The sequence below is a fragment of the Pseudomonas sp. MWU12-2345 genome (assembly GCF_023242385.1).
Lineage (GTDB): Bacteria > Pseudomonadota > Gammaproteobacteria > Pseudomonadales > Pseudomonadaceae > Aquipseudomonas > Aquipseudomonas gingeri_D.
This window is the reverse complement of the sequence record NZ_JALLJA010000001.1, coordinates 227,019-250,561: the sequence shown is the minus strand read 5'-3', so window position 1 is coordinate 250,561 and position 23,543 is coordinate 227,019. Positions and strand designations below refer to the sequence as shown.

The window sequence follows — 23,543 nt, the reverse complement described above, 5'->3', positions numbered from 1 at the left end:
GGATGCTGCAGTCCGAGTGAGCGTATGGCGTCGGCAATCCCTGGGACCTCGCCGAGTTCCAGGATGATCTGGCTATCAAAGGTTTCATTGGCTTCGTTGTAGCGCTTCGATTGCCCCCAGAGGGCGAGGCGGGTCCCGAATGGGCTCGGCTCATTACTTTGTGTCGAGGTACCGGCTTCATTCCCCTGGATCCTGGGGCGTCCGCCCTCGTTCCCGAGGGCCGAACCGGGTCTTTTCCTCGATCCGCTGCTCCCGTTCCCATCCACACCGTCCCTGGTTGTAGCCGCTCCAACACCCATGTACCGCCTCCAGAATCATGATTTCAATTACGGGGACGTATTGTGCTGAGAAGCGTTATGTCTCAAGTCGTACATATGTATAGACATGGCTCTGTGCTGGGCCTCACAGACAGACACTCGCCGACAGCCATGTAACTGTCGTCATCCGTATGCGACAATAGGCCCAATGTCTGGAATGAATCCCGCCTTTAAATTGCACAGCAGCTCGGACACAGCGTCGGATGCTGCTCTTTACGTACGCGCGCTGGCTGAACTCTAGCGGTGACCGGAGCGAGATGGAAAAGCTCCTGAAATGCCCAGGGAATGGCCCAAGCACCCCATCAGCAGCGCGTAACCCCTTGATAGGTAAAGTAATTGATCTCCACCGCAAATATCACCATGCAGTTCGGCGCCAAGCCGCTCTTCGAGAACGTCTCGGTCAAATTCGGCGCCGGTAACCGCTACGGCCTGATCGGCGCCAACGGCTGCGGCAAATCGACCTTCATGAAAATCCTCGGCGGCGACCTCGACCCGTCCGGCGGCCAGGTCATGCTGGAACCGAACGTACGCCTGGGTAAACTGCGCCAGGACCAGTTCGCCTACGAAGAATTCAGCGTACTCGACACCGTGATCATGGGTCACGAAGAGCTGTGGAAGGTCAAGGCCGAGCGCGACCGCATCTACTCGCTGCCGGAAATGACCGAAGAAGACGGCATGACCGTGGCCGAGCTGGAAACCGATTTCGCCGAGATGGACGGCTACACCGCCGAATCCCGCGCCGGTGAATTGCTGCTGGGCCTGGGTATCGGCATCGAGCAGCACAACGGCCCGATGAGCGAAGTCTCCCCGGGCTGGAAACTGCGGGTGCTGCTGGCCCAGGCGTTGTTCTCCGATCCGGAAGTGTTGCTGCTCGACGAGCCGACCAACCACCTGGACATCAACACCATCCGCTGGCTGGAAAACATCCTGACCCAGCGCTCCAGCCTGATGATCATCATCTCCCACGACCGTCACTTCCTGAACAGCGTCTGCACCCACATGGCGGACCTGGACTACGGCGAGCTGCGCCTGTTCCCGGGCAACTACGACGAATACATGACCGTGGCGACCCAGTCCCGCGAGCAGTTGCTGTCGGACAACGCCAAGAAGAAAGCACAGATCTCCGAGCTGCAATCCTTCGTCAGCCGCTTCTCGGCCAACGCCTCGAAAGCCAAGCAGGCCACTTCCCGCGCCAAGGCGATCGACAAGATCCAGCTGGCCGAAGTCAAGCCATCGAGCCGCGTCAGCCCGTTCATTCGCTTTGAACAGACCAAGAAGCTGCACCGCCAGGCGGTCATCGTCGAGCGCATGGCCAAAGGTTTTGATGGCAAGACCCTGTTCAAGGACTTCAGCTTCCAGGTTGAAGCCGGCGAGCGCGTGGCGATCATCGGCCCGAACGGGATCGGCAAGACCACCCTGCTGCGCACCCTGGTCAACGAACTGACCCCGGACGCCGGTACCGTCAAGTGGACCGAAGCGGCCGAACTGGGCTACTACGCCCAGGATCACGCTTCGGACTTCGAAGACGAATCCAATCTGTTCGACTGGATGGGCCGCTGGACCAAGGAAGGCGAACAAGTGGTTCGCGGTACCCTCGGCCGCATGCTGTTCTCCAACGACGAGATCCTCAAGTCGGTCAAGGTCATCTCCGGTGGTGAGCAAGGCCGCATGTTGTTCGGCAAGCTGATCCTGCAAAAGCCGAACGTGCTGATCATGGACGAACCGACCAACCACCTGGACATGGAATCCATCGAGTCCCTCAACCTGGCGCTGGAGAACTACCCGGGCACGCTGATCTTCGTCAGCCACGACCGTGAGTTCGTTTCATCCCTGGCCACCCGCATCATCGAACTGAGCCCAAGCGGCGTGATCGACTTCAGCGGCACCTATGACGACTACCTGCGCAGCCAGGGCGTGGTGTTCTAAAAAACTATGGGAGCCGGCACGCCGGCTCCCATAGAGCACACAAGAAATTAGTTAGCCTGCTTTCTTTTATCCTCCCATCCCGCCATCATGTTCGCCTCTAACCGCCCGCCCGCGAACGAGCCTTCATGTCCGCCCAGCAACCTCCCAGACCGACCAGCAACCTGACGATCACCCTGCAGATCGTTTCCATCGTCTTCTACACCTTCATCGCCTTCCTTTGCATCGGCCTGCCGATTGCGGTGTTGCCCGGTTATGTACACGGACAACTGGGGTTCAGCGCGGTGATCGCTGGCCTGACCATCGGTTCGCAATACCTGGCGACCCTGCTCAGCCGCCCCATGGCAGGGCGCATGGCCGACGGTATCGGCACCAAACGTTCGATCATCTATGGCCTGTCGGGCATTGTGCTCAGCGGCGCGCTGACGTGGGTCTCGACACAAGTGCAGCACCTGCCACTGCTGAGCCTGGGGATTCTGATCGGTGCGCGCCTGCTGCTGGGGATCGCCCAGGGCCTGATCGGCGTCGGCACCATCAGCTGGGGCATTGGCCAGGTCGGCGCGGATCAGACCGCCCGGGTCATTTCCTGGAACGGCATCGCCTCCTACGGCGCCATCGCCATTGGCGCGCCATTGGGGGTGCTGATGGTCGAGGATTACGGCTTCGCCAGCCTCGGCATCGCCTTGTCGACCCTGGCCCTCGGAGCGCTGCTGCTGATTCGCAACAAACCTTCGGTGCCGGTGATTCGCGGTGAGCGCCTGCCGTTCTGGGCGGTGTTCGGGCGTATCGCGCCCTATGGCGCCAGCCTGACCCTGGCCTCCATCGGCTATGGCACCCTGACTACCTTTGTCACCCTCTTCTATCTCAGCCGCGGCTGGACCGGTGCCGCCTATTGCCTGACGGTGTTCGGCACCTGCTTCATCCTCGCCCGGCTGTTCTTTATCGGCTGCATCAACCGCTTCGGCGGTTTCAAGGCAGCCATCGCCTGCATGAGTATCGAGACCCTGGGCCTGGTGCTGCTCTGGCTGGCGCCTTCCACCGGCGTCGCCCTGGCCGGCGCGGGCCTGGCGGGGTTTGGCCTGTCGCTGGTGTATCCGGCGCTGGGTGTGGAGGCGATCAAACAGGTGCCGAGTAGCAGTCGCGGCGCGGGCCTGAGCGCCTATGCGGTATTTTTCGACCTGGCACTGGCCATCGCCGGTCCGGTGATGGGCGCGGTGGCCTCGAACCTGGGCTATTCGTGGATTTTCTTCACGGCCGCACTCCTCTCGGTCGGCGGCCTGTCGGTCACGGTGCTGCTGGCACGTCGCGCGGCCGCCCACTGACTCACTGATCGGCGGTCTGCATCCCGCCATGGCTCGGCGTACTGAGGGTCTTGCTGAAGAAGCGCCCGGCTTCGTGGATCAGGTCGCGATGAATATCCTCGCGGTTGACCCCTTCGGCATCGGTACAGAGTCCCGGCGTGGCCTGCAGTTGCTCGGGGCCGCACGGCGCCATGAAGACGAAATGCCCGGCCCCGGCGATCAGCTTGAACTGCGGCGCCACCGGCAGCTTGCGCGCCAGGGCGGCGGCATTCTTGTCCGGAAACACCAGCTTGTCGTCACCGCCGCTGTACATCAGTACCGGCACATGGACACCGGCCAGGGTATGGCGGCCGAACATCAGGCTCAGCGGCGCCATCAGCAACAGCGCATGCACCCGTGGATCGGCCACCGGCTGCAGGTCATCGCGGTCGACAATCAATTCGCCCTTGGTGTTGCAGGCATCCTTGTCATCCGGACGCTGCTGGCAATAACGACGCAGACGCTCCAGGTTCGGCTGGGCGCCGGCCAGGATCAGCGCGGTTTCGCCGCCCGCCGAATAACCGATCACGCCGACATTCTCGGCTTCGATAAACGGTGACAGGGTCGAGTCGCCGAGGGCGGCGGTGATGGCTTCGGAAATCTGCATAGGCCGGCCATAGAGGTTGCTCAGCGTCCCCAGGCGGCTTTGATCCTTGTAGTTGTCGCCCGGGTGCAACACCGCGACCACGATAAAGCCCTTGCGCGCCAGGGAAGTGGCCAGGTCGTGCAGGGCCAGGGGCGTGCCGGTGTTGCCATGGGACAACATCAGCAGTGGATAGCGACCAATGGCAACCTTGACGTCTTCGCCGGCCTGGATCGTGTAGTTGCCGATCCGGCTCGTGTGCTCACGATCACTGGAAGGATAGAAGGCAATCGCCGACATCGGCTTGAGATCCAGCGGATCGAGGAATATCAGACGATGATAACCGACGCTCCAATGAGCGGGCGGCGCAGCCTGCACCGTCAGGAGGCTGCTGGACAAGCAGATCAGTAACACTGCACAAAGACGCATCATGGGGATGTCCACCTTTGCTGCGTAATTAGCACGCCAATTCTCTTCAATTCCCTGAAGCTAAAGCTCTGGAGAGGGCTTTGACTGATTTTCGAGGTTTTTCAGAGCACCTATGGTTGATCGATGCTTGCATAAACCGAGCCAAACCTGAACAGCCAGACGCAAAAAACTCCGTACTCTGACCATTCATAATGATCAGAGTACGGAGTTTAATGGGTGTTCCCGAAAGAAGCTCGCGCGTTTACCAAAGCTTTACGCGGTGGCGAACAGCTCTTCGCTGATCCGCGCCTGCGCGGTGCTGATGGCCTTGGCGCGGACTTCTTCGCCGTAACCCAAGCCATGGGCGCGGACGAATTCGATATCGGTGATGCCGAGGAAACCGAACAGCACGTTCAGGTAGTCTTCATGGGCTACGCCGGTAGGCATGCCGACATGCAGGCCGCCGGAAGTGGAGACGATCACCAGTTTCTTGCCACCCGCCAGGCCTTCAGGACCGGCTTCGGTGTAACGGAAAGTCTTGCCGGCGACGGTGATGCGGTCGATCCAGGCCTTGAGTTGGGTCGGGATGCTGAAGTTGTACATCGGTGCCGCGATGACGATGGCATCGGCGGCGAGGAACTCTTCGATGGTCGAAGCACTGAGTTCGGCTTCGTGGCGCTGGGCGGCGTCACGCAGTTCGGCAGCGGTACCGCCGGCGACCAGGGTCAGGCTGGAGAAGTGGCTGATGGCGTCGCTGGCCAGGTCGCGGTAGGTCACCACGGCAGAAGGCTCGGCGAGTTTCCAGGCGTCGACCACCTGACGGCTCAACTGACGGGAGGCGGAGTTGTCGCCCAGGATGCTGGAATCAATGTGCAAGAGTTTCATGCGGGATCTCCAAGTGAGGATCGCCACTGGGCGATCAAGTTGAGATAATCCTACAGGCGAAACCAATAGCCGATTAGACAGCTTGAATGTGATAGTTTGTCCCAACCATAGAACAATCGAGTCACGCCCATGCAGGACCTCAACGATCTCTACTACTTCGCCAAGGTGGTCGAAGCCGGCGGCTTCGCGGCGGCCGGGCGTCTGCTGGGCATTCCCAAGTCGCGCCTGTCGCGACGCATCGCCGAGCTGGAAGAACGCCTCGGCGCGCGCTTGCTGCAACGCACCACCCGCCAGCTGAAACTCACGGCGGTCGGCGAGCGCTACCTGCGCCATTGCCAGGCGATGCTGCTGGAGGCCGAGATGGCCGACGAGGCGGTGGCCAGCATGTCCAGCGAACCCCGTGGACGCTTGCGCGTCTCCTCTCCGGTGGGCCTGGCCCAGGAGTTCATGCCCTGGGTGATCTCCAGCTTCCTGACCGCGCACCCGCTGGTTCAGTTGGAAGTGCTGATGGTCAATCGGCGGGTCGACCTGGTGACCGAGGGCGTCGATGTCGCCCTGCGGGTCCGCGAACAAGGCGACGAAGACCCGTTGCTGGTGACCCGCCGCCTGCGTCAGGCGCAAACCTTTATCCTGGCGACACCGGCCTTTCTCGAACAACACCCCATCAACCAGTTGGACGATCTCAGGAATGCACCCGTATTGGGCGCCCTGGAGGCTGATCGGCTGGTGCACCTGAGCCTGATCAACGCCGAGGGTGAAAAACGCGAACTGACCCTCGAGGCCCGACTCGGAGTCGACGACTTTGTCGTGCGCAAGGCCTGTGCCCTTGCCGGCCTGGGCTTTACCGTCCTGCCGATGCTGTATTGTGAGCAGGAGTTGGCCAACGGCACTTTCGTGCAGATACTCCCGGAATGGTCCTTGCCCGGCGGCTGGTTGCAGGCCGTCTACCCCCATCGGCGCGGCGTACTGCCGGCGGTGCGGGCCTGGATCGATCATCTGGCTGAAGTTTTCAAAGGTTGCGGAGATAGAACACTGTGAAAGGATCAAGCCTGAGCCGGGAAGACGTCGCGCAGTTCTGCCTGACACTGCCCGGGGCGCGGGAAGACTACAAATGGGGCGGCGTGCGGGTATTTTCCATTGCCGGCAACAAGATGTTCGCCGTGCAAGGGCTGCGCGGCGACTCCCTGGCCTTCAAGGTCGACAAGGAGCTGTTCCTCGGTCATGTCGACCGTCCGGGGATCGGGCCCGCGCCGTATCTGGCCAGGGCCCACTGGATCATCATGGACACACCCTACCCGCTTGGCCGTGACGAACTGCAAGGGTTGATCCAGCGTTCCCACCAACTGGTGGTGGCAAAACTGCCCAAGCGCGTCCAGGTCGGCCTGCTGTTATAGAAACGACAGGTGCACCAGGCTGGTGCCGAGGAACAGGTAGTCGATCCAGAACACCTGGTGCAACAGCACGATCAACCAGAACACCAACTGAAACGAGACTTTGCGGGTCTTGTGCCGAAACACCTGCTGGGCGATCAGCGCCCCCGGCCAGCCGCCCAGCAGCTCGATGGCGTGGAGGACCTTCTCCGGTGTACGCCAGCTTTCGTCGCGAGCCTTGCGCTTGTCGCTCCAGTAGAGAAAAAACGCCAGCAGGCTGACCAGTCCGTAAGCCCACAACGGTGCCGGGGAGCCACCGCCGAGCCACATCTTCAGCGCGCCAAATCCAGGCAACACGCAGAGCACCAGCAGCACCGCCAGCTTGAGCTTGAGATGCCGGACCCGGCCGCCAGCCTGGCGGGTACGTTCCTCGTTACGTGGCGCCCTCATCCGTGGCTCGACCAGTCGACCCAGCCGAACTGCCAGGTGGCCAGGATCACCAGGCCGAAAGCAATCCGATACCAAGCGAACGCCACATAGGTGTGGCTGGCGATGAACTTCAGCAAGCCGCGCACGGCGATCATCGCGAAAACAAAGGACGTCACGAAACCCAGGGCAATCACCGGCAAGTCCGCCATCTGGAACTGATGGCGGAAACCGTAACCGGAATACACCGCGGCGGCGACCATGGTCGGCATCGCCAGGAAGAACGAAAACTCGGTGGCGGTCTTGCGCGACAGCCCGAACAGCAAGCCGCCGATAATGGTCGCACCGGAACGCGAGGTGCCGGGGATCATCGCCAGGCATTGGGCGAAGCCGACCTTCAGGGCATCTTTCCAGGTGATCTCATCCACCGTCTCGGCATGCACCACGTGCTGGCGGCGCTCGGCCCAGAGGATGATCAAGCCGCCCACCACCAGCGCGGCGGCGACGGTGATCGGGTTGAACAGATAGGTGGCGATAACCTCCTTGAACAACACCCCCAGCACCACCGCCGGCAGGAACGCCACCAGCAGGTTGAGGGTAAAGCGCTGGGCATTGCGCTGCGTCGGCAGGTCCCGGACCACCGAGAACACCTTGTGACGAAACTCCCAGACAACCGCCAGGATCGCCCCGAGCTGGATAATGATATTGAAGGCAATCGCCCGTTCCCCACCGAAATTCAGCAGGTCCGCGACGATAATCTGGTGCCCGGTGCTGGAGATCGGCAAGAACTCCGTCAAACCCTCGACAATACCCAGAATCACTGCCTGTACGGCGGTCCACAGATCCATTATTCCCCCATGCTGCCGCACACCCCGCGCGGCACTTGAAAAATTCGACGCTCGATCAGTTGCCCATGACAACAGGTACACAGCGTGCCGCACCACTTGTCGTCAAAGCGTAAAAAATGCCTGAAAAATCAAACATCAACTCAGGTTTGTCAGTTTCGGGCCGAGATCCTATCAGACACGTCTGTTTGTGGCTGCCAGGAAAGTAGCCAAAAGCCTGCTGGGCAGGAGCGATAAAACCTGTTTGGATGCAGATTGGCGATGATCACAACAAGAAGAAACAAGGAGCGGTGTCCTCATGAATAGTTTGCGAAATGTGTCGATCAGTCGGCGGTTGTGGCTCATCCTCATCGTCGCCATGGCGATGCTGCTGACCCTGGGCCTGTTGATGCTCCAGCAGATCCATGACGACCTGTACCAGGGCAAGGCGCAGAAGACCCAGCACGTGGTCCAGGTCGCCAGTGGCATCCTCAACTACTACCATGACCTGGAAACCGCCGGCACCCTCAGCCGCGAAGCCGCGCAGAAGCAGGCCATGAACGTGATCCGCGGCCTGCGCTACAACCAGACCGACTATTTCTGGATCAACGACCAGCGCCCGGTGATGATCATGCACCCGGCCAACCCCAAGCTTGAAGGCCAGGACCTGTCAGGGATCAAGGACCCGGACGGCTACGCCCTGTTCAACGAGATGGTCACCCTGACCAAGGCCAAGGGCGCGGGGATGATCAACTATCGCTGGCCAAAACCGGGGGCCAGCGCCCCGGTACAGAAAACCTCCTATGTCCAGCTCTTCGAACCCTGGGGCTGGATCCTCGGCTCGGGCGTGTACGTCGACGACCTGCAGGACGAGTTCTACGGCCAGGTCTGGCGAGCGTCGCTGATCGGCCTGGGGATTGCGCTGATCATGGCGTTGCTGGTGACGATGATTGCCCGCAGCATCGTGCGCCCCCTGCAGGAAACCGTGAACGCCATGGCCAATATCGCCAGCGGTGAAAGCGACCTGACCCACAGCCTCGATACCCACGGGCAGGATGAAGTAACGCAACTGGCCCGCCATTTCAACGGGTTTACCAGCAAGCTGCGCAGCGTGGTCGGTCAGCTCCAGGACTCGGCCACCGCACTCGGCCAGTCCTCCAGCGACCTGGGCAGCAACGCCACCCAGGCCCAGGCCCGCAGCCAGCAGCAATCGCAACAGATGGAAATGGTGGCGACGGCGATCAACGAAGTCACCTATGGCGTGCAGGACGTGGCCAAGAATGCCGAGCAGGCCGCCAGCGAGATGCGTGATGCCGAAGCCCAGGCGCGCCAGGGCCAACTGAATATCGACAACAGCCTGCAACAGATCGATTCACTCTCCGCCACCATCAACCAGGCGGTGGAGGTGATCCGCACCCTGGCGGCCGAAAGCACGCAGATCGGCAGCGTCCTGGAAGTGATTCGCTCGATTGCCGAACAGACCAACCTGCTGGCCCTGAACGCCGCCATCGAAGCCGCCCGGGCCGGTGAACAGGGTCGCGGCTTTGCCGTGGTCGCCGATGAAGTGCGCCTGCTGGCCCAGCGCACCCAGAAGTCCACGGCGGAGATCCAGTCGATGATCGAACGCCTGCAAGGTCATTCCGAAGCCGCGGTGAAAGTCATCGGCGACAGCAGCCGTGCCTCGCAACTGACCATCGAGCAGGCCGGCCTGGCCGGTGAGAGCCTGAACGCCATCGGCCAGGCCCTGCGTAACCTCAATGGGCTCAATGCCTCGATTGCCAGCGCCACCCTTGAGCAGTCCCATGTGGTGGAGGAAATCAACCAGAACGTCACCGACGCGGCGGGCCTGTCCCACAGCACGGCCCTGGCGGCCGAGCAATCGAGTGTCGACAGTGAAAAGCTCAAGAACCTGAGCCAGCAACTCAATACCTTGCTCAAGCAGTTCAAGGTCTGAGAGCGGGAGGGTACAATCGCCCTCCTTTTTTCGAGCCCAAGGAATTCCCATGCCCGCGCCCATGAAGGTCATTGTCCTGGCGGGGCCTGAATCCAGTGGTAAAAGCTGGCTGTCCGCCGAACTGCAAGCCCATTTCGGTGGCCTGGTGGTGGGCGAATACGTGCGTTATTTCATCGAGTCCAACCTGCGTGATACTTGCCTGGAGGATATCCCGGCCATCGCCCGCGGGCAGCTTGATTGGGAGGATGCGGCTCGCGCGCAGGCCCCCAAGCTGCTGATTCTCGACACCCACTTGCTGAGCAATCTGCTCTGGAGCCGGACCCTGTTCGGCGAATGCCCGGCGTGGATCGAACAGGCCCTGCAGGCGCGCCACTATGACCTGCACCTGTTACTGCGTCCCGAAGGCGTGGGCTGGATCGACGATGGCCAGCGCTGCCAACCGGAGCTGGGTGAACGCCAGACCTTTTTCGCCGCCAGCCTGGATTGGCTGTTACAGCATGGACAACCGGTAACGGTGATCGAAGGCGATTGGCAGGCGCGTCGCGAGCAGGCCTTCGCGGCCGTCGCCCGGCTGCTTGAAAGTGCCTGAAAACGCCGAAAACCCCAGGAAAATCGGGATCAGTGTCCATTTCTGAAACACCCGGTACACAGGCGAAGCCTCAAAATCAACGGTTCAGGCACGGCACTGCCCCAAGTGTTAAGCCCCTGATACACCTCCCCTGAAAGGCCCGTATTACCGCGTTGCGCCGAAATCTCCCCGTCTGCCCCCCTCGATACTGTCTCATCCGTGAAACAGCTTTCACGCGATTCATTTGCCTTCCAAAACAACCCATTGTTTTAAAAGGAAAAACAAAAAGCGGCACAGCTTCTGCTCTTTCCCTCTCAAACGCCAGGCTAGGGCCAGCGTACTGAAGAAGGAATGCCGTCATGGGGACTTTCACTACCGGCTTTACCCGCACCGTGCTGATCAGCTGCGCGATCAGTTCGATGCTCTGCCTCACGGCCCAGGCCGGTGGCAACGGAGTGATTGTCCTTGATCGTACCGTGCAACCACAGAGTTATGGCCGCCCGGCCCTACAACCTGATCCCAACCCCACCACGGTCAACGCCAACCCTTCCGCCGTAATCACCTCGACCACCGGCCAGGAACTGAGTGATGGCGATATCGCTGGCATCAGTACCGGCGGCTCCATTAGCCAACTGATCACCACCAATACCACCAGCATGCCCGGCCTGAACAACCCCAATGGCCTGCCAGGGATGACCGCCGGACACGGCGGCGGCAATGGCGCCAGCATCGCCAACACGATCAACCATGGGCTGTCGGCGGGTATGAACGCCCTCGGCGCCATCGGCAAGGGGCAATGACATGCGCCATTCACTGTTTCTTCTCGCCCTGTTCAGTAGCGCCGGCGTACTGGCCGACTCCGGTAGCCCGGTTATCGACAGCGCCACGATCAACAACAGTAGCCAGCAATACAACGGCAACGTGATGGTCAACCAGGCCGCCGGCGACCAGCAGCAACAGCTTAACAGCCGCGCCATCGCGGTAGGCACCAACGCCAGTGCCACGACCTCGCTGAACCAGAAAATCACCAGCGGGGCCAGTACGGCAATCGACGCCAAGGCCGCCATCCAGGGCAACTCTTTCAGTAACGGCAACGGCATGGTTGGGGTCAACCAATCCGCCGGTGCCAACAACCAGATGATCAATGCCGTGCGGATCAGCATCAGTGCCGCGCCGCAAAGCATCGACGACAGCGTCCTGTCCCAACAGAACGTGGCGCTGTCACCGAACTCGGACTCATCCACACCCTCCGGCAGTCGCCAGGTCGTTACCAGCGACCAGGCCTTCACCGGCAGCCGGGGCGTGATTCAGGTGAGCCAGAGCGCGGGGGTGGGCAACCGTATGGCCAACACCCTCAGTATCCGGGTCGCTGATTGACCCGTGCAGTGCCCATTAGAAAGTACCAACACTTAACTCAACTAATAAGCACGGAGATACACACCATGAAACCTACAATGGCTCTCAAACCACTGGTCTTCGCTCTGGCCGCCATCATGGCAATGGCCGCTCAGGCAGGCGGTGATGAAGGACACGGTCGTCGTCATCATGACCATGACAAAGGCCCGGACCTGGCGACCCTGCTGCAAATCACCGCAGGCGCCACCGCCTCGGTGAATGACACCCAGGACAGCCACGGCAACTCCGTCGTCAACGAAGGCACCCAGAACAACGGCAGCATCAACAGCTCGTTGAACAGTGCCAGCGGCAACATGGGCGCCAACGCCGCGGCCGGCGATGGCAACCAGCAGCTCAACGAAGCCGCGCTGGCCACCGCCGACGAAAGCTTCATCTTCGGCAGCGCCGTTTCCAGCACCACTTTGACCCAAACCAACCACAACAACACGGTCCTGAACCAATCCACCCAGAACAATGGGTCATTGAACAACTCTGGTAACAACGGCTCCGGCAACATGGGTGTCAACGTTGCTGCCGGCAACTTCAACCAACAGAAAAACGACCTGGCCATCGCCGTATCCGGCGGTCGTGTCGCGTCGGCAACCGGCGCGGCTACCCAGAACTCCAACGGCCTGCAAGTGGCCAACGCCGCGGTACAAGCCTACAAAGTCACCACCCTCAAAGCCACTATCGATATTGATGGCAGCTACAAAGGGACCTTCTCAGGCACCGAAAGCAGCGGCAAAGGCGGTTATGGCAATGACGGCTGGGGTGGCGGAGACAACGGCAAAGGGAAAGAAACCATCAAAGGTACCGAGATGGGGACTATCGACCTGAATGGCGTCGCCACCTATCAAGTGATGACACCTAACGGCTGGACCATGCCTGTGGTCAACAACGCCAGCATCAACAACTCGCTCAACAATGCCTCGGGCAATGTGGGTGCCAACGTGGCGGCCGGTGTCGGCAACCAACAAGGCAACACCCTGTCCATCGCAGCAGGCTGCCGCGCCTGCATGTAGTGGCAACAGTACTGAGAGCCCCGGAAACGGGGCTCTTTTTTCAGCTCTGAGAGGCGTATGACCATGCGTACTATCGCCCTTGCCCTCGCGCTTTTTCTCTCCATCCCTATTCAGGCCGCGACCATGGCCGTGCCCGGCCTGCCGGGTGCAGTGGTTTTCTACAAGCACGTACAAAGCATTCGCGAACGGCGTTTTTCCGACCTGGTCGAGCAGAAGACCGACTTCAGTTGTGGTGCCGCCGCACTCGCCACCTTGTTGCGCCAGGCCTACTGGCTGGACGTCAACGAAGAACAGATCATCAAAGGCATGCTGACCACCTCCGACCAGGAGCTGGTCAAGAAGCAAGGCTTCTCCATGCTGGACATGAAGCGCTACATCGAAAGCATCGGCATGCGCGCCAGGGGCTACAAGATTCCCGCCGACAGCCTGCCCAGCGTGACCATTCCGGTCGTGGTGATGATGGAGATCCGCGGCTACAAGCATTTCGTGGTGATGCAGCGCGCCGACAAGGACTGGGTCTATATCGGCGACCCGGTACTGGGCCACAAGCGCTACAGCAAGGCCGACTTCCAGAAAGGCTGGAACGGCATCATCTTCGCCATCATCGGTCCCGGCTACGACAAGAGCAACGCCTTGCTCGACCCACCGGCCCCGCTGACGGCCAAGAACAAGCTGGACACCTTCCACCCGGTCAAGGACGCGGAACTGATGGATTTCGGCTTTATCCAGAGCGACTTCTTCTAAGGTGAACTAAAAATAAAGGGGCAGGATGCTCCGGGAGCAGCACATGAAAAACTCACACTGGTTGATGGTCAGTTGCCTGGCACTCACCTGCCTGCCGGCACACGCAACCCTGCCCTTCAAGCCTATCGAACTGAAAGATTCAGAGATGTCCGAACTGCGTGGTCGCTACGTCATGCCAGGACGCATCATCAGTTTCGGCATTGTCATGCAAAGCAGTTGGACCAACGCCCGGGGCGACATCATCGGCGCGGCCACTTCCCTGCAAATCCAGCAATCGACTGTCAAGCCGCAGTTCTACGTCACCACCTTCAGCACCCAGGGCAACGGGGCGGCCCCCACCCAGGGCACCGGCACGGTGATCGGCGGTGCCGGCCTGAACGCCTCGGCGGGAGTGACCCAGGTAGTGCGTGCCGCTGGCGACGGCAACGGTGCCAGCAACAACGTGGCGATCAATGTCAGTGAAGCGAACCAGGTCCCGACCAGCCCTCAGCAAATGGGCCAGGCGCTCACCAGCGGCGGCAGCATTACCGGCTCCGGTGCCGCCGGCAGCGTCACCGTCTCTGCCGCGGCCAGCGGCGTGAAAATGCAGATACTGGCCAACAACAATCAGGGCAACGCGCTGCAACAGATCGCCCAGGGCGGTGTGTTGCAGTCCACTACCCTGCTGGGTGGCAACAACCTGGTCAACAGCATGACCCAACTCAATGTGGTGTTGCAGAACAACATGCCTACCGTGGGAGCACTGGATTGCAGCCTGACTCAACTCAAGGGACTACGCAGTATGGGATTCTGAACTACGCTCATTTTCGACCATTGGATGTCAGAAAAGGACGACTTATCTCATGTCTCTATCGCTCTCTCTACGCATGGCGGTATGTGTGGGTGCGCTCTTCCCGGCGACGATGCTGCAAGCAGCAACTGACCCCGAGGTAGAGGCCCTGAAACAGGAACTCCAGGAGCTGAAACAACGCTACGTACAACAGCAACAAGCGTTGTCGGTACTGGAACAACGGGTTCGTCAGGTCGAGGATCAACCGGCACCGCCACCGCCCAAACGCCTGGTCAAATCCCCGGCGGACCTGAAAAAGGGGCAAACGGTGGCGGCGGCCGGCGCGAGCGCTCCAGGCTCAGCGGCCAGCACGTCTGGCGCCTCTTATGGCCAGTCCCTCAAGGATGATTCAGCACCGGCCCAGAGTGTGTCCGACCTGTACAACGAGGCCAGCGGCTTCTTTGGCAATGGCAAGTTCAGTGTCGAGACGGGTGTCACGTATTCGCACTACGATACCCGGCAGCTGTTTCTCAACGGCTTTCTGGCCCTGGACTCGATCTTCCTCGGCAATATCAACCTGGATCGGATCAAGTCCGATACCTGGACGCTCGACCTGACCGGCCGTTATAACCTCGACAACCGTTGGCAGTTCGACATAAACGCCCCGATCGTCTACCGGGACTCGGTCTATCAAGCCGGAGGCGGCAACGGTGGCGCAGCCGGCACCACCGTCGAGCAAACGGTGAGACAGGACCCGGCCTTGGGCGACGTCAACTTCGGCGTGGCCTACAAGTTCCTCGACGAGTCGGAGAACTGGCCGGATGCCGTCTTCAGTTTCCGGATCAAGGCGCCTACCGGCAAGGATCCGTATGGCATCAAGTTCCTCACCTCGTCTCAAAGCACCAGCCTGACTTATCCGCAAAGCTTGCCGACCGGCAACGGTGTCTGGTCCGTCACACCCGGCATCTCGCTGGTCAAAACCTTTGACCCGGCCGTGCTGTTCGGCACCTTGGCCTACACTCACAACTTCGAGCAATCGTTCAACGATATCAGTGCACAACAGGGTGTGGTCGTTCCCGGCAAGGTCCAGCTCGGCGACAGCTTCCAGATCGGCGCGGGCGTGGCCTTCGCCCTGAACGAGAAGATGAGCATGTCCTTCTCGTTCTCGGACCTGGTGCAAAGCAGGAGCAAGCTCCAGCAGAGCGGTCAGAGCTGGCAGAACGTGATCGGCAGCGATGCCAACTCGGGGTTCTTCAACATCGGCATGACCATTGCCGCTTCGCCGAACCTCACCATCGTACCCATGCTGTCCCTGGGCATGACCCCCGACGCGCCGGACTTCTCCTTCAGCGTGAAATTCCCCTACTACTTCTGACGCCGCCCCATGGAAAAGGCCCGCAACGTGCAAACGCTGCGGGCCTTTTCGTTTCGCTCACCGCGCCCTAGCGGATCTGGTGCTTGTGCAGCAATCGATAGAAAGTCGGACGTGACACCCCCAGCACCCGGGCGGCCACGCTCATATTGTCGCTGTGCCGGTTCAACACATCGCACAGTGCCTGGTGCTCGGCACGGTGCACATAGTCTTCGAGGGTGCCCATGGGGGCGCTGTCGCACGGCAGGCTGTTCAAACCCAGGTCCCGGGCCTCGATCTGCCGCCCCTCGGCCAGCACCAGCCCGCGCCTGACCCGATTGGCCAGCTCGCGGACATTGCCCGGCCAGGCATGATTGCCCAGGGCGACCAAGGCCTCTTCACTGAAACTACGCGGCCGGCGCCCGGTTTCCTGGCTGTAGAAATGGGAAAAATGGTTGGCCAGCATCGCCACATCGCCATGCCGTTCGCGCAGTGGCGCCGTCATCACTTGCAAGACGTTGAGCCGATAATAGAGGTCCTCGCGGAAACGCCCGCTGCCGATGGCGGCTTCCAGATCGACATGGGTCGCCGCCAGCACCCGTACATCCACCGCGATGGGCTGGCTGCCGCCGACTCGCTCGATGTGCTTTTCCTGGAGGAAACGCAACAGATTGGCCTGCAACTCCAGGGGCAAGTCGCCGATTTCATCGAGAAACAAGGTGCCGCCGTTGGCCGCTTCGATGCGCCCGACCTTGCGCTGGTGCGCTCCGGTAAAGGCGCCTTTCTCATGGCCGAACAGCTCGGACTGGATCAGGTGTTCCGGAATCGCCCCGCAATTGATCGCCACGAATGGCTTGGCGTGTCGTTGGGACTGACGATGCAGGGTGCGCGCCACCAACTCCTTGCCGGTCCCGCTTTCCCCACGGATCAACACCGGCGACTCGGTGGGCGCCAGTTTGCCCAGCAGCTTGCGCAGCTCGCGGATCGGCCGGCTGTCGCCGAGCAACTCGTGCTCCGGCTGGTCGACATGGATCGAACCCTGGCCGCGCAAGCGCGCCATGCCGAAGGCGCGACCTAATGTCACCTGTACGCGGGAAACATCGAAGGGCAAAGTATGGAAATCGAAGAACCACTCGCACACGAAGTCACCGACGTTCTGCAAACGCAGCACTTCCTGGCTGAGGACCGCGATCCACTCGGTGCCGCTGCGGCTGATCAGGTCCTTGACCGCTTCAGGGCGTTCGAGATGAAACGGTTGCAGACGCAACAGACCGACATCGCAGGAACGGTCGAGGGCGGCGTCCAGATTGCAACTGTCGACATCCCAGCCGACGGTGCGCAAGCCAGGTAACAGGCGATGACAATCATCGCAGGGATCAACCACCAGCAGGCGTCTGAGCGGAACCGCTTCTTGCATGACTGATCCTTGGCGCCAGAGTTTTAAATATTTATTAGAAACAAGCAGTTGGCAAACCTGCCTGTAACACTAGCAAGAACTTGACGCAGGCTTGTACCGTTTGGTTATAACTTTGCCGATGCATAAGCCATAGATCCGGAAAGCTGCAAGCCAGAGCCTTCGGGCCACCGCTACTGGTTTGGCGGAGCGGACGTGGCCATACCGGGGCTTGAACTGAGTATATGAAAGAAAGTGAAAAAAACTTTATGACTTGTGTGACCTGATGCCCGCGATCGGACATCAGTACAAGTAACCGACCGAAACGGTGAGCCCAAACCGACGGTCCAGCGAAATTGTTTGGGCATACTTGAGAGAAAACCCATGAACGCCCCGCTCCGTATGAACGAAGCACTTCTGATGGCCGGCCAGGCCCTCAAGCCATTCCAATGTGTTGCCTGGGTGGCACAAGACAAAGGCGAACTGAGCCTGACCGTGATCGACCGGACCAACAACAGCATCGGTCGCCAGCAGATTCCTTGCAGCGCCTACTCCGACTCCGAGCAGTTGGTCAGCCTGCTGCAACAGGCCCGTGCGGAGTTGAGCCAGAAAGGCTACGACCTGCAGCCGTGGACATTGTCGGCCTGATAGCGCTCCAGAGAACACGCAAAACCTTGTAGGAGCAGAGCTTGCTCGCGAAGGCGGATTCATAGGCGCCGTAGCTCCAAGGTGTATGGCCGCTTGCAGCGGTTCGCGAGCAAGCTCTGCTCCTACAGTTGACCGCGTTCTCCCGCACGATCGCAGTGTCTTTCAGGGTGTCGAAAGCTCTTCGATATGCCGATACTGCGCGCCCAGTTCCGCCGCCAACCGCACGGCACGTCCCAGGCGGATCGGACCTTTTTCCAGGTCCACCAGCAACGCCTGGCAGTTAAAGACCGGCAAGCCCGACCAGGCTTTCAAACGCCCATCCGTCAGCAACAGCACCCGCTGCTGTTCAGCCGCAAAGCGTTTCTGCCGCTTGGCCAACCAATCCGCCGCTTGCGCCAGCGCTGCCTGCAAAGGCGTTCCGCCCCCTGCTCCCAAGTCCTCCAGCCAACCGCGTAAATCACTCGAAGCTTTCAAACCCTGAAGCTGCCACTTGGGCCGATCACCGCTGGCAGTCATCAACGCCAGGCGCGCCCGCTGCCGATAAGCATCGTCAAACACCTGCGCCAGCAAGCCCTTGGCCTCACTCAACGCATGGTGCCGGCGGGTCGAGGCCGAAGCATCGACAATCACCAGCCACAGTTCATGGGGCGAGCGGCTGCGCGGACGAAAGCGCAGGTCCTTGCGCAGACGCGGGCGCCCGCCCAGCAAGGTCTCCACCCAACTGATCGCACCGCTATCACCAGCCCTGCTGACGCCTTGACGCCCAGCGGACAAACGACCTGACCGAGGCCTGGCATCCGCCCCCGGTTTCAGTCGAGGGCGGATGCCTGGGGCTTTTTTGGCCAGCTCGGAATTTCCCGGCGCGCCCCCACCGGCAAGGCCTGGGCCGGCAGCTCACCCCATTGCCCCTGGCCCTCGCCGGGCTCGCTTGCCGACTGGGGCGCTGCCCCCGGATTCGAGGCCGGTGCCGAGGTTGGCGGCACACCTTCGCGACGACGATGGCGCAAGGCAAACTCGGCCACCGCCTCGATATCCTCCGGGGAGATCTGCCCGGCACCGCGCCAGGCCGCATGAGCCCGGGCGGCACGCAACCACACCAGGTCGGCGCGCATGCCGTCGACACCCGCCGCAAAGCAGCGTTCGGTAATCGCCTCCAGGGCCTGGTCATCCAGGGCGATCTCCGGCAGGCGTGCCCGGGCCTGGCGGCAGCGCTCGCGCAAGGCCTCCTGCGCCGGCGCCCACTGCTCGCAGAAACCTTGCGGGTCACTATCAAAATCCAGGCGCCGACGGATAATCTGCCCCCGCTCGCTCGGCTGCGGCTGGCCGCTGAGGGCTACGTTGAGGCCGAAACGGTCCAGCAGTTGCGGACGCAACTCGCCCTCCTCCGGGTTCATGGTGCCGATCAATACGAACCGCGCCGAGTGCCGATGGGAAATACCATCGCGCTCCACCCGATTGACGCCACTGGCGGCGACGTCCAGCAACAGGTCCACCAGATGATCGGGCAGCAGGTTGACCTCATCGACATAGAGCACCCCGCCGTCGGCCTTCGCCAGCACGCCGGGGGAAAACTGCGCCCGGCCTTCGCCCAAGGCCGCGTCCAGATCAAGGGTGCCCACCAGCCGCTCTTCCGTCGCCCCCAGGGGCAAGGTGACGAACAACCCGCTGGCCAACAGATCCGCCAGCCCACGGGCCAGGGTCGACTTGGCCATGCCCCGTGGGCCCTCGATCAGCACGCCGCCGATCTTCGGGTCAATCGCCGTCAGGCACAGCGCCAGTTTCAGGTCGTCGGCGCCGACCACGGCCGACAGCGGGAAATGCGGGGTATCGCTCATGGCTTGCACACCTCAGGAATCTTCTTCTATATCCAGCAGCAGGTTTTCCAGCGCCTCGCGGTACTCGCCGGGCTCGCTCCACAACCCGCGTTGCTGGGCTTCCAGCAAGCGCTCGGTCATATCCCGCAGCGCTGCCGGATTATGTTCGCGGACAAAGTCACGGGTGTCCGGGTCCAGCAGATAGGCATCCGCCAGCAACGCGTATTGGTGATCGTCGATCAGGCCAGTGGTGGCGTCGAAGGCAAACAGGTTGTCGACGGTCGCCGCCAGCTCGAAAGCGCCTTTGTAACCATGGCGCTTGACCCCGTCGATCCATTTCGGATTCGCCGCCCGCGAGCGGATCACCCGGTTCAACTCATCCTTGAGGGTGCGGATCTTCGGCAGGTCCGGCTGGCTGTGGTCGCCATGATAGCTGGCGGCCTGTTCGCCGCGCAGGGTTTCCACCGCCGCCAGCATGCCGCCCTGGAACTGGTAGTAATCATTGGAATCGAGCAGGTCGTGCTCACGATTGTCCTGGTTTTGCAGCACCGCCTGGACCTGGCTCAAGCGTTGCGCGAACTGTCCACGTGCCGCCGTGCCTTCATCCTGGCCGCCATAGGCATAACCGCCCCAGTTCAGGTAGACCTCAGCCAGGTCCTCGCGGCTCTGCCACAAGCGCCCGTCGATGGCGTTCTGCACCCCGGCGCCATAGGCCCCGGGCTTGGCACCGAAAATTCGCCAGCCGGCCTGACGGGCCGCCTGTTCCTTATCCAGACCTTCGGCTTGCAACTGCTCGCGCTCGGCGCGGACCCGGGCAGCCAACGGGTTCATATCCGCCGGTTCGTCCAGCGCCGCCACGGCCTGCACGGCCGCGTCGAACAGGCGGATCAGGTTGGCAAAGGCATCGCGGAAAAACCCGGACACGCGCAGGGTCACATCGACCCGTGGACGGTCCAGCAGGCTCAGGGGCAAGATCTCGAAATCGTCGACCCGCTGGCTACCCGTGGCCCACACCGGCCGCACGCCCATCAGCGCCATGGCCTGGGCGATATCGTCGCCGCCGGTGCGCATGGTCGCCGTGCCCCAGACCGACAGGCCGAGCTGGCGCAGATGATCGCCATGGTCCTGCAAATGCCGTTCGAGAATCAGGTTGGCCGACTGAAAACCGATGCGCCAGGCGGTGGTGGTCGGCAGGTTGCGCACATCCACGGAAAAGAAATTGCGCCCGGTGGGCAATACGTCCAGGCGTCCGCGACTCGGCGCGCCGCTGGGACCCGCCGGCACGAAGCGACCCGCCAGGGCATCGAGCAGGCCATTCATCTCCGCCGGACCACAAGCATCCAGGCGCGGGGCGACCACCGTCAGCAAGCCATCGATGATCAGCCGCACATCGGTCCACAACGCCGTGTCCGGCCAATCGATCCCGGCTTGCAACGCCCGCTCGATCAGTTGCCCTGCGTACAGTTCCAGGCGCTCGCGGCTGTCACCGGCGGTACGCCAGGTTTCCTCGCTGACGCCTTGCAACGACTCAGGCCGGGGCCCATTCCAGGGTTCGGCCAGGGCACAGTCCAACGGATCGAAGCCCATTTCAAAGGCCTTGGCCAAGGCCCGCAACAGGCTGGACTGGGCACCGCGCCCGTCGCCACGGGGAATCCGCAGCAAGGCCAGCAGCGTGTCGATGCGCAGGCGCCCGCTCGGCGATTCGCCGAACACATGCAAGCCGTCGCGGATCTGCGACTCTTTCAAGTCGCACAGGTAGGTGTCCAACCGGGGCAGCCAGATCGCCGCGTCGGCATCGCTGTCCAGGCCCGCGTCGAGTTGCAGTTCACGGTCGATCTGCGTCTCGCGCACCAGCTTGAGAATGTCACGCTGCAATTCGCGGGCACGCCGTGGGTCGAGCAATTGAGCTTCGTAGTATTCGTCAGCCAGCAACTCCAGATCCCGCAGCGGTCCGTAGGTTTCGGCTCGGGTCAACGGCGGCATCAGGTGATCGATGATCACGGCCTGAGTGCGGCGCTTGGCCTGGGCACCCTCGCCCGGGTCGTTGACGATAAACGGATAGATATTCGGCAATGGCCCCAGCAATGCATCCGGCCAGCACTGCTGCGACAGCCCGACGCCCTTGCCCGGCAGCCACTCCAGGTTGCCGTGCTTGCCGACATGGATCAGCGCATGGCTGCCGTAGGTGTGTCGCAGCCAGAAATAGAACGCCAGGTAGCCATGGGGCGGCACCAGGTCCGGGTCATGGTAGACCGCGCTGGCATCGACCTGATAACCCCGGGCCGGCTGGATGCCGACGAAGGTCAGGCCAAAACGCAGCCCGGCGACCATCATCCGCCCGCCACGGAACATCGGGTCCTGTTCCGGCCGGCCCCAGCGCGCGATGACCGCCTGGCGATTGGCCTCGGGCAGGCGCTCGAACATCGTCTGGTAATCGGCCAGCGCCATGCTTTGGTGACACGGCCGCAGGTCAAGGCTGTCGAGATCGTTGCTGACACCACCGAGCAAGGCCTGGATCAGCGCCGTGCCGCTTTCAGGCAAATCCTCGCTCAACGGATAACCCTGCTCCTTGAGCGCCCGCAGGATATTCAGCGCCGCCGCCGGGGTATCCAGGCCCACGCCGTTGCCGATCCGCCCATCGCGGGTCGGGTAGTTGGCGAGGATCAGGGCAACGCGCTTGTCCGCATTGGGCAGCCGTGCCAGATCGATCCAGCGACGGGCCAGTTCGGCAACGAAATCCATGCGTTCGGGCTGGGCGCGGTAGCAGACCACATCGCTCTGGCTGCGCTCGCTGCGCCAGGCCAGGTCCTTGAAGCTGATGGGCCGGCTGATGATGCGCCCGTCCAGTTCCGGCAAGGCGATATGCATCGCCAGGTCGCGGGGCCCGAGGCCCTGCTCGCTGGCCTGCCAGCCGGGCTCGTTGTCCTGGGCGCAGATGGCCTGGATCACCGGGATATCCCGGCGAAACGGCCGCAGATGGGGAGCCTCGGGGCTGGACTGGGCAAATCCGGTGGTATTGAGGATGATCGCGGCCGCCACCTCGTCCAGCAGATCCTCCACCACACTCAGGCAAGCGGGCTCCTTGAGACTGGCCACGGCAATCGGCAAGGGATTGAGCCCTGCCGCCTGCAAGCGCTGACAGAACACATCGACGAAGGCGGTATTGGCCGCCTGCAAGTGCGAGCGGTAGAACAGCACCGCCGCGACCGGTTGCCCGGCCTGCCAGTCGGCACGCCAGGCAGGCAGTCCGACGCTGCCATGGCGAGGATGATAGATCGCCGTGCGCGGCAAGGGTTGCGGCTCGGCCCAGGAGTAGTCGCGCCCCAACCAAAGGTTGGCGAGACAGCGATACAGGTCCAGGGCATTGCCCATGCCGCCCTGGCGCAGAAAATGCCAAAGCCGCCGGCCTTCCTCGGCGGGCACCGTGCTCAGGTCGCTCAGTTCCGGGTCCGGACGGTCGTCCCCCGGTACCAGGATCAGGGTCACCCCGCGCTCGGCCAGTTGCACCAACCGCTCGATACCGTAGCGCCAGTAACCGATCCCACCGTGCAGAGACAACAGAATGACCCGGGCGTGTTGCAGCACCTGGTCGAAATAGAGGTCGACCGAGGCGTGGTTCTGCACCTGCATGGGGTTGGCCAGGCGCAGACTGGGGTAATTTTCAGGCAGTTGCCGCGCCGCTTCGGCGAGCAATGCCAGGCTTGAGTCGCCGCTGCAGAGGATCACCAGCTCGGCGGGGGTTTGCCCCAGGTCGGCGATATTGTCATCCGATACAAAACCGCCGGGCTGGGTCCTGAGCAGATGCATGG

21 protein-coding genes are annotated in these 23,543 nt (G+C 61.9%); 13 read left to right on the top strand and 8 right to left on the bottom strand.

All coding sequences use genetic code 11. From position 1 onward, the window contains the following. Positions 1-653 precede the first annotated feature (653 nt). Both M5C71_RS01165 and M5C71_RS01160 read left to right on the top strand, forming a co-directional pair. Positions 654-2,243, top strand: coding sequence for an ABC-F family ATPase (locus M5C71_RS01165; protein WP_103494246.1), 1,590 nt, complete (start codon positions 654-656; stop codon positions 2,241-2,243). A gap of 125 nt (positions 2,244-2,368) precedes the next feature. Then, the gene (locus M5C71_RS01160; protein ID WP_103494245.1) at positions 2,369-3,562 is read left to right on the top strand and encodes an MFS transporter; all 1,194 of its coding nucleotides are present in this window, start codon (positions 2,369-2,371) and stop codon (positions 3,560-3,562) included. Position 3,563: 1 nt separating this feature from the next. Here the strand turns inward: M5C71_RS01160 and M5C71_RS01155 are convergent, their stop codons facing one another. After that, entirely contained in the window at positions 3,564-4,595 is a 1,032-nt protein-coding gene (locus M5C71_RS01155; RefSeq protein WP_103494244.1) for a dienelactone hydrolase, read from the bottom strand. A 249-nt stretch (positions 4,596-4,844) separates the two neighbouring features. Next, positions 4,845-5,456, bottom strand: coding sequence for an FMN-dependent NADH-azoreductase (locus M5C71_RS01150; protein ID WP_103494243.1), 612 nt, complete (start codon positions 5,454-5,456; stop codon positions 4,845-4,847). 129 nt (positions 5,457-5,585) lie between these two features. Between M5C71_RS01150 and M5C71_RS01145 the strand changes: the two genes are divergently transcribed. Both M5C71_RS01145 and M5C71_RS01140 read left to right on the top strand, forming a co-directional pair. Next, entirely contained in the window at positions 5,586-6,494 is a 909-nt protein-coding gene (locus tag M5C71_RS01145) for a LysR substrate-binding domain-containing protein (protein WP_103494242.1), read from the top strand. After that, entirely contained in the window at positions 6,491-6,850 is a 360-nt protein-coding gene (locus M5C71_RS01140) for an MmcQ/YjbR family DNA-binding protein (RefSeq protein ID WP_103494241.1), read from the top strand. The genes M5C71_RS01145 and M5C71_RS01140 overlap by 4 nt, the downstream gene beginning before the upstream one ends. Here M5C71_RS01140 and M5C71_RS01135 read toward each other — a convergent pair. Both M5C71_RS01135 and M5C71_RS01130 read right to left on the bottom strand, forming a co-directional pair. Beyond that, positions 6,845-7,276: a DUF1294 domain-containing protein gene (locus tag M5C71_RS01135; RefSeq protein WP_103494240.1), complete on the bottom strand. Its 432-nt coding sequence runs from the start codon at positions 7,274-7,276 to the stop codon at positions 6,845-6,847. The two genes, M5C71_RS01140 and M5C71_RS01135, sit on opposite strands and share 6 nt — an antisense overlap. Next, positions 7,273-8,100, bottom strand: a complete 828-nt coding sequence (locus M5C71_RS01130) for an undecaprenyl-diphosphate phosphatase (RefSeq protein WP_248767048.1) — start codon at positions 8,098-8,100, stop codon at positions 7,273-7,275. Before M5C71_RS01130 ends, M5C71_RS01135 begins: the two co-directional genes overlap by 4 nt. A 295-nt stretch (positions 8,101-8,395) precedes the next feature. Between M5C71_RS01130 and M5C71_RS01125 the strand changes: the two genes are divergently transcribed. The 8 genes from M5C71_RS01125 to M5C71_RS01090 all read left to right on the top strand — a co-directional run bounded on the left by M5C71_RS01125 (position 8,396) and on the right by M5C71_RS01090 (position 15,903). Next, positions 8,396-10,030, top strand: a complete 1,635-nt coding sequence (locus M5C71_RS01125; RefSeq protein WP_248767047.1) for a methyl-accepting chemotaxis protein — start codon at positions 8,396-8,398, stop codon at positions 10,028-10,030. A gap of 61 nt (positions 10,031-10,091) precedes the next feature. Next, complete coding sequence (locus M5C71_RS01120; protein WP_248767476.1) at positions 10,092-10,619, top strand: AAA family ATPase; 528 nt, start codon at positions 10,092-10,094, stop codon at positions 10,617-10,619. A 338-nt stretch (positions 10,620-10,957) separates the two neighbouring features. After that, a complete protein-coding gene (locus tag M5C71_RS01115; RefSeq protein ID WP_103494237.1) occupies positions 10,958-11,398 on the top strand; it encodes a hypothetical protein in 441 nt (146 codons plus the stop codon). Position 11,399: 1 nt separating this feature from the next. After that, positions 11,400-11,975 (top strand): adhesin, encoded by a 576-nt coding sequence (locus tag M5C71_RS01110; protein ID WP_152739685.1) that lies wholly within the window; start codon positions 11,400-11,402, stop codon positions 11,973-11,975. 65 nt (positions 11,976-12,040) lie between these two features. Beyond that, the gene (locus tag M5C71_RS01105) at positions 12,041-13,015 is read left to right on the top strand and encodes a heme utilization protein (protein ID WP_103494235.1); all 975 of its coding nucleotides are present in this window, start codon (positions 12,041-12,043) and stop codon (positions 13,013-13,015) included. A 63-nt stretch (positions 13,016-13,078) separates the two neighbouring features. Next, entirely contained in the window at positions 13,079-13,759 is a 681-nt protein-coding gene (locus tag M5C71_RS01100; RefSeq protein ID WP_103494268.1) for a C39 family peptidase, read from the top strand. A 43-nt stretch (positions 13,760-13,802) separates the two neighbouring features. Continuing rightward, positions 13,803-14,552 carry a hypothetical protein gene (locus tag M5C71_RS01095; RefSeq protein WP_103494234.1) on the top strand — a complete coding sequence of 250 codons (750 nt, stop codon included), beginning with the start codon at positions 13,803-13,805 and terminating at the stop codon, positions 14,550-14,552. Positions 14,553-14,601: 49 nt separating this feature from the next. Beyond that, positions 14,602-15,903 (top strand): hypothetical protein, encoded by a 1,302-nt coding sequence (locus M5C71_RS01090; RefSeq protein ID WP_103494233.1) that lies wholly within the window; start codon positions 14,602-14,604, stop codon positions 15,901-15,903. A 67-nt stretch (positions 15,904-15,970) separates the two neighbouring features. Here the strand turns inward: M5C71_RS01090 and M5C71_RS01085 are convergent, their stop codons facing one another. Further along, the gene (locus M5C71_RS01085) at positions 15,971-17,296 is read right to left on the bottom strand and encodes a sigma-54 dependent transcriptional regulator (RefSeq protein ID WP_152739680.1); all 1,326 of its coding nucleotides are present in this window, start codon (positions 17,294-17,296) and stop codon (positions 15,971-15,973) included. 360 nt (positions 17,297-17,656) lie between these two features. Between M5C71_RS01085 and M5C71_RS01080 the strand changes: the two genes are divergently transcribed. After that, positions 17,657-17,920 carry a hypothetical protein gene (locus tag M5C71_RS01080; RefSeq protein WP_100943402.1) on the top strand — a complete coding sequence of 88 codons (264 nt, stop codon included), beginning with the start codon at positions 17,657-17,659 and terminating at the stop codon, positions 17,918-17,920. Between the two features lie 162 nt (positions 17,921-18,082). On the opposite strand, the gene M5C71_RS01075 is transcribed toward M5C71_RS01080, so the two are convergent. Genes M5C71_RS01075 through cobN form a run of 3 tightly spaced genes read right to left on the bottom strand, consistent with a single transcriptional unit; the run spans position 18,083 to position 23,541 of the window. Beyond that, the gene (locus M5C71_RS01075; RefSeq protein ID WP_103494231.1) at positions 18,083-18,694 is read right to left on the bottom strand and encodes a VWA domain-containing protein; all 612 of its coding nucleotides are present in this window, start codon (positions 18,692-18,694) and stop codon (positions 18,083-18,085) included. A 35-nt stretch (positions 18,695-18,729) separates the two neighbouring features. Next, positions 18,730-19,755, bottom strand: coding sequence for an AAA family ATPase (locus tag M5C71_RS01070; protein WP_103494230.1), 1,026 nt, complete (start codon positions 19,753-19,755; stop codon positions 18,730-18,732). Positions 19,756-19,767: 12 nt separating this feature from the next. Further along, the gene (gene cobN, locus M5C71_RS01065) at positions 19,768-23,541 is read right to left on the bottom strand and encodes a cobaltochelatase subunit CobN (RefSeq protein WP_103494229.1); all 3,774 of its coding nucleotides are present in this window, start codon (positions 23,539-23,541) and stop codon (positions 19,768-19,770) included. Positions 23,542-23,543: the final 2 nt, after the last annotated feature.